This is a genomic window from Mycobacterium sp. SMC-17 (assembly GCF_045310915.1).
Classification (GTDB): domain Bacteria; phylum Actinomycetota; class Actinomycetes; order Mycobacteriales; family Mycobacteriaceae; genus Mycobacterium.
Genome location: NZ_JBJIAK010000086.1, coordinates 1 through 12,365 on the forward strand (window position 1 = coordinate 1; position 12,365 = coordinate 12,365).

The following is a 12,365-nucleotide window of genomic DNA, read 5'->3' on the forward strand; positions in this document are numbered from 1 at the left end:
GTCTCCGGGTCGTACTTGCTCGGCATGACATGCACCTTCCCAAGGAAGGAGGTGCGCATCAAACGCGGGATGGTTCAATCGAAGCCGGGTGGCATGCTGGGGAAGTGCTGGCTGCTGAGCTGCGGGCCGGCCGTCACGATACCGCCGTTGTGCGGGGTGGCTACGGTCTCTACACAGTAGGCCAGCGGACCGGCCAGCACTGCGACGACAGCAAGTGGGGCCGCCCACGATCCGAACGGGATGCCGCGCAGTACATCGGCTACGAGGATCAGCGCGGCGCCGGCGCCGATCACCGCCACCGGCCAACGCAGCCACGGCGCGAAATCCGGTGTGCGGTTCAGCAGTACCCAAGACCAGCCCGTGGTCAGTGCAATCGTCGCTGCCAGGGTGAGACCGATCCACATGGTGGCTCGGCGTCGCCAAAGCTCGGTGGCTCCGATGCCGACCAGTGCGGCAATGGCGGGGGAGAGCGCCATCGTGTAGTAGTCGTGATAGAGGCCGGACATGAAGCTGAAGATGACGCCGGTGCCGAGCAGCCAGCCGCCCCAGACCAGGTACTGAGCTCGCTGCGGCTCGGTTCTGGACGCCCTGCCGCACAGGATTATTCCCGCGACGAGGAAGATCAGAGCGGCCGGCAGAAGCCACGATATCTGTGCCCCGGACGCGCCCGTGAACAACCGCAGGATGTTGGGATCGGAACCGAATGGGAAGCCGCCGTGCTTACTACCTGGCGGCAACTCCGCGCCGGCGGGTAGCTCCGGTAATCCGCCGTGGCTGCCACTGAGCCGAGATATTCCGTTGTATCCGAACGTCAGGTTCAGGAAGCTGTTGTCGGTCGAACCACCGATGTAGGGCCGGCTGCGGCTCGGGATCAACTCGACCAGGGCTACCCACCAACCGCCCGCCGCGACCATCGACAGCAGCGCTGCGATCAGTTGCAGCCCCCGGGTACGCAGCCGGGTCGGCCCGGCGATCAGATAGGTGAGGACCAACGCGGGTACCACGAGCATGACTTGCAATTGCTTTGTCAGAAAACCGAATCCGATCAGTGCGCCGCAAAACGCCAGCCACCGCGTGCGGCCGTCCTCGACGGCGCGCAGTAGGGCGCCAACCGCGCCGATCATGAGCAACACCAGCAGGGCATCCGGATTGTTGTAGCGAAACATCAGGGTGGCCACAGGCGTCAAAGCCAGTGCGCCGCCGGCGATCAGGCCCGCGACCGCACCGAATTGCCGGCGGACGATCACATACAGCAGCGCGACGGAGGCGAGGCCGATCAGCACTTGTGGTAGCAGTATCGACCAGGTGTTGACGCCGAAGATTCGGGCGCTGAGCTCCATCGGCCACAGCGATGCGGGCGGCTTGTCCACGGTGATGGAGTTTTCGGCATCCGACGAGCCGAACAGGAATGCCTTCCAGCTCTGCGCGCCTGCCTGCACGGCCGCGGCGTAAAAGGCGTTGGCCCAACCCATTCGGCCGAGAGTCACGGTCCACAAGACCGCGGTGGCCGCCAATAGGCCGGCGAGCGCTGTGCGCGCCCACCGCGGGTCGGACTGTGAACGAGCGGCCTGCGGCAGTCGTGCCGGATGCAACGTCGGGTTCTGCAGCATGCGCTCATCTTCTGTGACTTACCTGGGAAGATCGTTGGGCAACTGTGGGGCGCGGCTATGACTGTGTGCCGCGTGCCGGCAGCGTCACCGTGAACGCAGACCCGTTCGGGCCGCTGTTGACTGAGATTGTGCCGCCGTGGGCTTGAGCTACCGCCTGGGCGATGGACAATCCGAGGCCGGTGCTGCCTGCCGCTCGTGAGCGGGATTCGTCGCCGCGGGCGAAGCGTTCGAAGATTTCCGGCAGTAGATCGGGCGGAATTCCGGGGCCGCTGTCGACCACCGTCAGTGTTGTTGATCCGTCGTCGCCCACGGCGAGTGTGGTGGCCACCTTGGTGCCGGCGGGGGTGTGGACGCGGGCGTTCGATAGCAGGTTGGCCAGTACCTGGTGCAGCCGCTGGCGGTCACCGACCACAACGACAGGCTGGTCTGGAAGGTCTAGGGCCCAACGATGTTCAGGCCCCGCCATGTGGGCGTCGCTCACGGCGTCGATGACCATTTGGGATAGGTCGACGTCGTTGTTCTCGAGTGGGCGGCCGGCGTCCAGCCGGGCCAGCAGCAGCATGTCCTCGACCAACTGGCTCATGCGCCGGGACTCGGCGTGGACCCGGGTGAGCGCGTAGACCAGATCGTCGCGTCGCGCATCAGGCCTCTCGGCCACCAAACGCCGTGCCACCTCGGTGTAGCCCTGGATGGAGGCCAGCGGCGTACGCAATTCGTGACTGGCGTCGGCGACGAACTGGCGTACGCGGGTCTCGCTTGCGTGGCGGGTGGCCAATCCGTCGGCTACCCGGTCGACCATGCGGTTGAGGGCGGTGCCCAGCCGGCCCACCTCTGTATGCGCAGCGTCGGCGTTGACCGGTTCGATCTGGGACGGAAGTCGTACGTCGCCTTCGTGTAACGGAAGTTCGGCAACGTGTTGCGCGGCTTCGGACATCCGTGACAGCGGGACGAGCTCACGGCGAATCATCGCGCTCCCAGCGGCGATCGCCGCCGCCAGCGCCACCGCAGAGAACCCACCGATCATCCAGGTGACCGATCCCAGCGTCTGTTGTACTCCCGATACTGGCAGGCCTGCCACCACAACCGTATCCCGGGACTGCTGCGCGGTAAGGCGGTAAAGGCCCAGACCGTCGAGGTAGGCACTCACCTTGTGCCCCTGGGGAACTCGCTCTAGCTGTGTCAGTGCCGCAGGGCTGACGGAGCGCCGATCGCCGCTGGTCATGATGACTGCCGCCTGACTCTGACCGGGCCCCGAAATGATGGCGCCCACGGTGCCTGCCGATTGACCGGGCGCATCGAGAAACATCGGCCCGGGACCGGAGAATCGCAGGAATGGCGGCGGTCCGAACTCAAAGAACGTTACGGACCGCGATTCGGCGTCGGAAACCTGGCTGTCGAGTTGGTTGATGAGGAAGTGCCGGAGCGCAACCAGGGTGGCGGCTCCGACAGCGGTGCACAGTCCTGCTCCGAGCACCGCAACCACGACGATCAGGCGGCTCCGCAACGTCCATGTACGCGGCGCGCAATTCCAGCGACATCGCGATGATGGGGCAGGGTCCGCCACCACGATGTCACTGAGGTTTGAGGACATAGCCGATCCCGCGGACCGTTTGGATCATGGGCGTGCGGTCGGCATCGATCTTCTTGCGGAGGTACGAGATGTACAGCTCGACAACGTTGGAGCGGCCCTCGAAATCCCAGTCCCATACGGCGCGGAGGATCTGGGCTTTGGTAAGTACCCGTCTCGGGTTGTTCATCATCAACCGAAGAACTTCGAATTCAGTTGCGGTCAAATTGATTTCCGCTCCCGCACGGGTTACTTCGCGGCTGTCTTCGTCCAGCACCAGATCGCCGACGACGAGTTGAGCACTGTCGGCGGCAAACCCGATGCCGGACCGGCGAACCAGTGCCCGCATGCGGAGGACCATTTCTTCGACGTTGAACGGCTTCGTGACGTAATCGTCTCCGCCCGCGGACAATCCAGCGATGCGATCTTCGATGGTGTCTTTCGCGGTGAGCAGCAGCACTGGTAGTTCTGGGCGGATGCGGTGCAGTTCGTGGAGCACGTCGAGGCCACTCATGTCGGGCAACATGATGTCGAGCACCACGATGTCGGGTTTCTCGTCGGCGGCCTTTTTGATGGCCGATGCACCGTCGCATGCTGCCGTGACGAGCCAGCCCTCGTAGCGCAGCGCCATGGCGACCAGGTCGCCGAGTGCCGGTTCATCGTCGACCACGAGCACCTCGATCGGGCTGCCGTCGTGGCGAGTCATCGGGGCCGGAGCTGCAGGGCCGGTGGCTTGTGGCCGACGGGTCGCCTCGTAGGCGTCTGGCGAGTGTCGCATCGCGTCATTGTTGCCAACCGGATTAGCGACGATCTGTGGTTGACCTATGGATGACCTATGAAACACAGCGTTCAGGTGGTAGTTGATTGTTGATTGTCTGGCGTGACTTCCCCAACATCGGTCGGGTCCCGCCTTGGCCCGGGAGTACTTGCTTGGTCCGCCGCATCTCGTCGGGCATCTCTAGGAAGTACCAGCAGTCGGGTTCATGAAACCCCCTGCGCGTCGTCCATTCATTTGGTCGAACGAATGCGGGAGGCCTGGATCAGGAGATCGATCCAGGCCTCCCATTTTCACCGTCGGCCTATAGCGGTGGAAGCAATGGAATCCCGAGAATGTTCGGTACTCCAAGCGCTGGAGGCGGGGGCGCAGGTGGACCGACACACGGCAGCAGCAGAACACACCCTCCCGGTGCCCCCGGGGCTCCCGGTCCGGGTGGGGGCGGTGGCATCGCGCCGGCCGTTGCCGTTTCGAATCCGATTGCGCTGAAGGCCAATCCGGCACATACGGCCACTGATCCGACTACTAGACGTGACTTCTTCACGATGTCCTTCTCCTCTGCCAAATTCGGTGGGCGACGGAATCGACGGTAGTCGGCGAACATAGGCAGAAACTGTCGGTCGATTAGGGCCGTCGTATCAGTTTTGGCTGTCGTCTTCCGTCCGTCTGACCGGGTAAAGCGATTGGTGACCGTCGCGCGTTCGGCGACGGCGTAATCGGAGAACGAATAATCATCGCGGCCGGGAATTCATAAAAACTCTTCGACAATCGCGGAGTGATCACCTTCCGCGATTGGATACGCCGATATCCGGCGGATGTGGCGGTGCACCGAGCGGCCAGAAGACGCATCGAGACGAAAGACGTTCGGCAACAACGTGATTCATTGATCGCTGAGTACCGGTGATATCCAGGGATGCCCGCGCAGGCTGGTCCCCAACCCTAGTGACGGCCCGGCGGACCGCCGATGCCGCCCATGGTCACATCGAGACCGAGGGCAGTGGCGCAGACGGCGCCGGCGATCGCCAGTGCTACCCAATCGGACCGGCGGAGTTTGGTGCGGCCGGCGGTGAGTTGTCCGGTTCCACCTCGGGCGGCGATCGCATCGCCCATTTCGTCGGCGCGGCGAAACATCATCGCAGTGACGGTGGCTATCAGGTCGACACCGTCGCGGATACGCTGTCGCACCCGTCGTATCCCGCTCAGCTCTGGTGCGGGCCGCAAGGTGCGGGCCGCGTTCACGACCCTGAATTCGTCGATCAGCATGGGGAACGACCGCAGTGCCAAGGCCAGGGCCACCGCGAGGTCGTCGACAGGGATAGCCAGTCGGCGCAATGGGCGGCCCAGTGTCGCGATGGCCGGCGCGACATCGGCGACGTCAGTGGTCCAAGAGAGCACCGCACCTGTGAGCAACAGCACGATGGTCAATGCCGCAAGTTGCAGGAATTGAAGCAGGCCACCGAGTCCCACATGCAGGCCGGTGATGACGATGAACGGGGGCCCGCCTGCGGACAGGAGGATCGCGGAGCCGATCAAGACGACTGCCCATACCGGCGGCGGTACGGACGGAAAGGCGGTCCTCGGGATGCGTGCGAGCCAGATGGCCGCCAGGTCCAGGACGCCGACCGCGGCGATCGGGAGGGGGCTGGGATCGATGGCCAGCATCACCGCGACGGCGATGGCGACGATGAGTTTGGTGCCGGCCCACAACGAGTGGACCGGGCTTGTTCCCGGGACGGGTCGCATGAGCACCAACGGCCTCGGGCCCCGAGGCTTGTCTTGCGTACGGGGTGTCATGACGATGCTCCCGTCGCGGGCGACACTGGAGTCTCGATCGCGCCGTTGTGCAGGCGTAGCACTCGCGGGCACAACTGGTCCAGGCCGAGGAAGTCGTGCGAGATCATGATGATCGTCAATCCGGTGGTGTGGCGCAGGTCGGTCAGCAGCTGCACGAGATCGCGTGCGCTGCCAGCATCCAGGCCGGCGAGGGGCTCGTCGAGGATCAGCACCCGGGGCCTGCGGGCCAATAGGCCCGCGAGCACCAGTCGGCGCTGCTGTCCGCCGGAGAGTTGATCGACGCGGCGCCGCGCGAGTGCGGCGTCCAGGCCGACACTGGCCAGCGCGGCCACCATGCGATCCGTCTCATCTGCATCGAATCCTGCGGCGGATGCGATTTCCAAATCGACCCGCGGCCGCATGAGTTGTAGGCGCGCTGCTTGGAAGGCGATGGCGATCGTGCCGACCTGTTCGGCGGCGGGTTGGCCATCGATCTGGACCGATCCTGCGGAGGGCGCTGTCAGGCCGGCCATGATCCATGCCAGCGTCGACTTGCCGGACCCATTGCCGCCGTGGATCAAGATGCCATCGCCCTCGTGCACAGTGAGGTTGATGTCGGACAGCGTGGTGTGTGCCCATGGGGTGCCCGTCGCGTACTGATGGCTGACGCCGTCCAGTCGCAGGACGGGCACGCCGGTTGCCGCGGGCAGGCGACCGACAGCGGCCGGGGCTGAAGCGGGTGCCGCGACGGTGGACACCATTGCGGTGTCATTTCCGGTTCCGGACAGGCTGATGACCCAGTCGGCGCTCTCGGCTTCGTCGCGGTAGTGGGTGATCTCGACGACTGACATTTGCTGGTGTGCGGTCAGGCCGTCGACCACCGCCAGCAGCGCTTCACGGCCCTCGGGGTCCACCATTGAGGTGATTTCGTCGGCTACCAGAAGTTTCGGCGAGCGGGCCAGCGCAGCGGCCACGGCCAGGCGCTGCAGTTCACCTCCGGACAGGCCATTTGTCGCGCGCTCACGCATCCCGGCCAGACCTACCCGGTGCAGGATTGCATCAACGTCCACTGGTGTGTCCGGGGGCAGGCCCCAGACGACGTCGTCAGCAACCCGCATACCCAGCACCTGTGTCTCCGGGTGTTGCAGCACCACAGCGGTGCCTCCAATGCGGCCCAGGCCGACTGCACCGGGCCGGTGGACCGCGCCGGTGGTGGGTTCGGCGCCGGCGAGAATGCGTCCCAGTGTGCTTTTGCCGGACCCGTTGCCACCGACCACGGCGAGACGCTCGCCGACATCGACGGTGAAGTTGGTCGGCGCCAGCGCGTCGTGTTCGGCGTCGGGATACCGGAAGCTGACGTGGTCCAGATGCATCGGCAGCGGGGCGGGGGCGGCCCCGGCCAGGTCGGCCGGGGGCGGGTCGAGGTTGTGGACGTCGGGGATCCCGCCGAGGCGCCGCAGGACACCGGACATGATCCACCAGCCGATGACAGACACGAGCGTCACGACGGCCGCCATCCAGCCGGTTAGCAGCAGTGGCCAGGCTCTGAATCCGGCCGAGGTCAGGTGCGCCAAGCCGTCGCCGAGGTCACGTAGGGCGGGAACGGCGTGTAGGGCGGCAACCAGTCCGTTCGTCGTCGCGTTCAAGGCGCTGAAGATCAGCGACCGCAACGGCGTCAGCACCAGCAAGATGCCGGCTGTGACGGTCCCGAGGACCGCGCCTGCGGTGAGACCGGTGAGGGCGACGGTGACGATACCGCCGCCGCGGCGTTTGACGATGCCGGCCAGCCCTCCGATGTAGGCGCAGGACAGCACGGTAATGGCGCCGGGCACACCAATGATGAGGAATGCGATCATCGCACCGGCGATGGCAGCGGTGATCAATACCCGTAGCCGGTGGCGGTGAGCGAGTAGCCCGATCGGCACGACGGCGGCCAAGGCCAGGAATGCCGTCACCGGCACCACGGCTGTCGAGATCGCCAGGCCTGCTGAGGCCGCAGCGACCGTCGCGGCGTGTGCCATCTCCCCGGGGAGCAGGCCGGCGCGGCCTTCGGTGCGAACTCGGCTAGCCACGGGCGTCGTCGCTCATGTTGACCGGGCGTGCGGCACGGGGCCACGCCAGCGGATTCAATGCGCGGTAGGGGTCGGCGGCGCGAACGCTCAGAAGGTCGACGAAGCTGGTTTCCAGCGCTTCCTGGGTGGTCTCCTTGACCGTGGCGATCCATGTCTCACCGGAGACATCGGCGGGTTTGGTCGTGGTGATGGGGGCACCGAACCTCAGGTACATGCGCTGCGGCCGTGGGATGAGAGTGGGACCGATCCCTCGCATCAGCGGGATCGGCATGTTCGGACGGCCGGTGATCTTCTCGCTGATCGTCATGCTGAGCCGGCCCAGCATGCTGTCGCGGGTGAACAGATGCTGGTACATGTCGTCGCCGCCGACCAGGGTCACCGGCACGATCGGGTAGCCGCCGATGATGGCTTCGCGGGCGAAGCCCGCTCGGCCGAGCCAGTTGATGGTGTTCTCTTCGCCTTTGAACTTGGCGAGCTCGCGGCCGCCGCCGGGAAACACCAGAATTGTGTCGTTGTTCCGCATCAATTCCTGGGCGTTTTCCGGAGATCCGACCACGGCGCCGACGGCGGCGACCACATCTCCCATGGGGCCGCCCATCTTGCCGATACCCCGCTCTGCCAGCGGCCGCACCCGCGTCCCGATGCCGCGCCGCACGTAGTGCAGGATCAGCGGCACCTCGATGAAGCTCTGAGTGTGGTTCGCCACCAACAGAAATCGGCCGTCGGCCGGCAGGCTCTCGAGCCCTTCGACGTAAGGGCGCATCAGGTCGACGATGGGTTCGGCGGCATCGCTGACCGACCCCAGAACCCGGCGCAGTAGCTGTACCCGCGCTGGTTGACCGAGGTTCTCTTCAGCGGTGTAGTGGATTGTCATGACGATGATGTGCTCCGATCCAGGTGTCGATTTGCCGAACCAGGCGGCGATTTGGCCCGATGGCGGGTGAGGCAGGCCGTGGGATTGCCGAGATGCAGCGACCTCGGTGCCTGGTGCGACCGGTGTGGCCCGGGAACTTCGCCGGCCCCGACCCGCTGCCCAGTACGGACGTGAAGCTATCGGCCGAATCCATCAAACCTCTAGGACATTGCTTGCGAAAACGTATGAATACAGCTGGTTTTGAGTCACAGCCGGCCCTACCCATGACCATCGTCACGGTCGAATGTCGCGAGTCTGTCCTGGCCGCTGAATCGCCACGCCATAATGGGACCGTTGTTTGGGGTGAACGAAAGTTGGTGCGGTCCAGCAGCTCTGGCGCAGGCTGCTGGGTGTCAGGCAACGAAACTCGCGGAGTCGCAAAGTCCGTGCGCATGTGGTCGATCTTCTTGGCAAGACTCCGTGAGTGCTAGATTCCAGTGAATACCGTTGTTGGACAGTATCTTCTGGAGTCGGTAGAGGCTTTTGTATGGCGCCTCGGCCGTACAGCGACGATACGGAAACTCGGGATCCGGGGTAGGCATAGCCGACTCCTATGACGTCGATACGGATTTCCCAGAGTCGGCGGCTACGTTTTGCCCAGCACGGCAGCCAATCGAGGGAGGTCCCTGCCGCATGAGAATCAAACTGATCACCCGAAGTACCGTCATTTCAGCCGCTGCGCTCGCTATTTCGCTGACTGGTGTCGGCATTGCACAGGCCTCGCCCGATACGGTCAACCAGGACAATCAGGCCGGCCATTCCCGCTCCGGGAAGACGGCACGTAACAACACCAACGGTCTTGACTGGGGCGATGATTGGAGCCTGGGTGGCTTTCCGCCGATCAACCTGTCGAGTTTGCCGGCGCCCAACGTGAACCTGTCGGTCCCGCTGTCATTGGGCATGCCTGGCTTATCCCTCCCAAGCCTCAACCTCAGTCTGTTTCACTAGGCGTGCCCTGTCGTAAGTCCTCAGCCGGAAGAGGCAAGGCACTCACGGGGCCACCAACGCCCCGATTCCAGCTCCAGCCGGTGATCTAGACGCTTGGGTGCGACCAACTTGGGCACCACCGTGGGTTTCTCGGCGGGTGGCCGAGCTGCCCGGTTGCGGTCTGAGGTCAGTACAACTCGTTCTCGTAATGAACGTCGATCACCGCGTGGAGTGACCCCGCCAGGTCGCCGAGTTTCTCAGCCATCTTCGCCGCGCTCTCGGTGATCGTGAGGGTGTAGAAGTCCCCGCCTAATGTCACAGCGTCGGCCAGTCCGCGGCTGTCACCTTCCCACAGCTTGGCCCGGATGACGGCCTTGCCGCATTGCCCGAACACCTCGCGGATGCGCACGATGGTGGCCAACACCGCGGGTTTGCCGTCGGCGCTGAGCATCTCGAGCAATTCAGGGTCATCGGTGACGAACGCGTCCCCGTTCACCCGGATCACCTCGCGGATGCCCGGCACGAAGAAGACCAGTCCCACCGCGGGATGCTCGGTGATGTTCTCGTGGGTATCAGCGAGCTTGTTGCCCGGCCGGTCGGGGATGGCGAGCGTCCACGGGTCGAGGATCCGCACCGAACCGGGTGGGTCGCCCCGCGGGCTGGTGTCCAGCTGACCGTCGGCGCCGACGGTGGCCATGCAGAAGAACGGGCTGTGCGCGATGAAGCGAGCCGAGAATTCACCGAGTTTCGGCTCCTTCTTCTCGGCGATGAACCTCTCCGGGTATCCGACGATCTCCCTCACCCGCTCCATGGAGATGGGGGAGTACGAATCTGCCGCTGTACCTGTTGATTTCAGCATGGATTACCTAAGCATCGAGAACGAGTCGGGGAGTCTGGGCGCGCGAAACACAGATGAACATGCGGTCGTTGGCGGCGCGCTCGGACTCCGAGAGGATGTCGTCGCGGTGGTCGGGGACGCCCTCGAGCACGGCGGTCTCACACGCCCCGCAGATCCCGGATCGGCACGACGACGGCACCTTGACCCCGGCATTGTCGAGTGCGGCGAGAATGCTTTGGCCCGCTTCGACATTGACGGTCCTGTCTGACGCTGCACACACCACTTCGACCGGAGCGTCTGCGGATGCCGTCCGCTTGCCTGGTTTGAAGCGCTCGAGATGCAGACTGTCCGTCGGCCAATGGGCGGTGGCGTCCTGCAGCGCCGACAGCAGTGCTGCAGGGCCGCAGGCATAGATCTGCGCCCCGGGCTGAACCCGAGCGAAATGCTCGCCGAGAGGGATGCGACCGTCGGCGTCAGAGGCGTAGAAGCTCACCCGCGTTCCGTATTCGCCGAGTTCGTCGGCGAACGGCATCGAGGCGGCGGTGTGCCCACCGTAGAGCAGTTTCCAGTCCAGGCCCCAGGATTCGGCCTGACGGAGCATCGGGAGGATAGGGGTGATGCCGATGCCGCCGGCGACGAAGATGTACGAGGCGGCCGGACGCAGCTCGAATGTATTCCGCAGGCCGGCGACCGTAAGTTGTTGTCCTGGACGCAGAAACGCGTGGACGTACTCGGAGCCGCCGTGGCTGGTCCGTTCCCGGCGCACCCCGATGCGGTAGTACGAGCGCTCACCGACCGGCCCGCACAACGAGTACTGACGCTGGATGCCGGTGGGCAGGAGCAGATCGATGTGCGCTCCGGGTTCCCAGGCTGGCAGTAGCTCGCCACAACGCGGCTGCAATTGCACGGACACCACACCGTCGGCCTCCCATCGGAGTTGCCGGACCGCGACGCCAATCCCATCGGCTCCCAGTTCGCTGCCCACGCCACGCCCTCCTTCGCATTAACAATGTTAATCGCAGGTCGGAGCGTAGTGTTAACATTGTTAACGTGTCAACCGCCTCGACTGGCCCCGATCGTGTGGCGCTCGCCAACCTGTCGGTGGACCGAGTGGTCGGGGAAGCCCTGGCACTGGTAAACGAGTCCGGGCTGGAATCGCTGACCATGCGCCGGCTGGCCGACCGGCTGCGGGCCCACCTCCCGACCATCTACCGACTGGTCGACGGCAAGGACGCCCTCATCGACGAGATGGCCGAGGCGATCCTGGCGAAGGCGCTCGACAATGCGCGCCTGGACCACCCGGATTGGGTCGATCGCGTCAAAAGCCTTGCAGGGGGTCTGCGTTCGGCACTGCTGTCACAGCGCGACGGGGCGCGGATCGTCGGCGGAAACTATGCTGCCAAGCGGGCCAACCTGACCTTCATCGATACGCTCGTCGGCAGTGTCCGGGCCGGCGGCCTGGCCCGCGAACATGCGTTGTGGGCGGCCAGCTCGCTGTTCTGCTACGTCCTTGGTGAAGTCCTTGAACAGCAGGGCGCCGCCGGCGGCGAGACCGAGACGCTGGAGGGTGTCGTCCGCTCGGGAGACTTCCCACACCTCGCGTCCGGCCCCGTCGTGCAGCTGCTCGACTTCGACGCGCGATTCGACTACGGCTTGAGTCTGCTCATGGCCGGAATGCGTTCCGGCGCAGACCGTTCGTGACCGGCGCCAGAAGCGGATACAACGACTCACTGCGCTGAGTGTGAATGATCATGCCGACCCGCTCTGCGTCGGTCGTAGTTGGTTTCGCAGGAACGGGCTTAATCAATGCGCCACTAGTGTCCTGCGCCGTAAATTAGTTGATTAATTGTAGAATTGGCGGGTGGGAACCAGGGGTAGGCCGGTAGTCGA

At 64.8% G+C, this 12,365-nt stretch carries 10 protein-coding genes; 2 read left to right on the forward strand and 8 right to left on the reverse strand.

The genetic code is table 11. The annotated features are described in order from the left end of the window. Positions 1-74: 74 nt before the first annotated feature. The 6 genes from ACJH7A_RS29175 to ACJH7A_RS29200 form a co-directional block, all read right to left on the reverse strand. Positions 75-1,610 carry a glycosyltransferase family 39 protein gene (locus tag ACJH7A_RS29175; protein WP_406803210.1) on the reverse strand — a complete coding sequence of 512 codons (1,536 nt, stop codon included), beginning with the start codon at positions 1,608-1,610 and terminating at the stop codon, positions 75-77. Positions 1,611-1,665: 55 nt separating this feature from the next. Next, entirely contained in the window at positions 1,666-3,084 is a 1,419-nt protein-coding gene (locus tag ACJH7A_RS29180) for a cell wall metabolism sensor histidine kinase WalK (RefSeq protein WP_244881341.1), read from the reverse strand. A 97-nt stretch (positions 3,085-3,181) separates the two neighbouring features. After that, positions 3,182-3,883 (reverse strand): response regulator transcription factor, encoded by a 702-nt coding sequence (locus ACJH7A_RS29185; RefSeq protein ID WP_212814657.1) that lies wholly within the window; start codon positions 3,881-3,883, stop codon positions 3,182-3,184. Between the two features lie 1,008 nt (positions 3,884-4,891). Then, positions 4,892-5,746 (reverse strand): energy-coupling factor transporter transmembrane component T family protein, encoded by an 855-nt coding sequence (locus ACJH7A_RS29190; protein WP_406776073.1) that lies wholly within the window; start codon positions 5,744-5,746, stop codon positions 4,892-4,894. Beyond that, on the reverse strand, positions 5,743-7,746 hold the full coding sequence (locus ACJH7A_RS29195) for an ATP-binding cassette domain-containing protein (RefSeq protein WP_406776088.1): 2,004 nt from the start codon (positions 7,744-7,746) through the stop codon (positions 5,743-5,745). The genes ACJH7A_RS29190 and ACJH7A_RS29195 overlap by 4 nt, the downstream gene beginning before the upstream one ends. Before the next feature lie 43 nt (positions 7,747-7,789). Continuing rightward, a complete protein-coding gene (locus tag ACJH7A_RS29200) occupies positions 7,790-8,671 on the reverse strand; it encodes a 1-acyl-sn-glycerol-3-phosphate acyltransferase (RefSeq protein ID WP_212806793.1) in 882 nt (293 codons plus the stop codon). Positions 8,672-9,343: 672 nt separating this feature from the next. On the opposite strand from ACJH7A_RS29200, the gene ACJH7A_RS29205 reads away from it, so the two are divergent. Continuing rightward, positions 9,344-9,658, forward strand: a complete 315-nt coding sequence (locus ACJH7A_RS29205; RefSeq protein ID WP_212806792.1) for a hypothetical protein — start codon at positions 9,344-9,346, stop codon at positions 9,656-9,658. A 166-nt stretch (positions 9,659-9,824) separates the two neighbouring features. On the opposite strand, the gene ACJH7A_RS29210 is transcribed toward ACJH7A_RS29205, so the two are convergent. Both ACJH7A_RS29210 and ACJH7A_RS29215 read right to left on the reverse strand, forming a co-directional pair. Beyond that, positions 9,825-10,496, reverse strand: a complete 672-nt coding sequence (locus tag ACJH7A_RS29210; RefSeq protein WP_406776074.1) for an MSMEG_1061 family FMN-dependent PPOX-type flavoprotein — start codon at positions 10,494-10,496, stop codon at positions 9,825-9,827. A 7-nt stretch (positions 10,497-10,503) separates the two neighbouring features. Next, a complete protein-coding gene (locus tag ACJH7A_RS29215; protein WP_346414539.1) occupies positions 10,504-11,460 on the reverse strand; it encodes a PDR/VanB family oxidoreductase in 957 nt (318 codons plus the stop codon). 65 nt (positions 11,461-11,525) lie between these two features. Between ACJH7A_RS29215 and ACJH7A_RS29220 the strand changes: the two genes are divergently transcribed. Further along, positions 11,526-12,176, forward strand: a complete 651-nt coding sequence (locus ACJH7A_RS29220; RefSeq protein WP_244872785.1) for a TetR/AcrR family transcriptional regulator C-terminal domain-containing protein — start codon at positions 11,526-11,528, stop codon at positions 12,174-12,176. Positions 12,177-12,365: the final 189 nt, after the last annotated feature.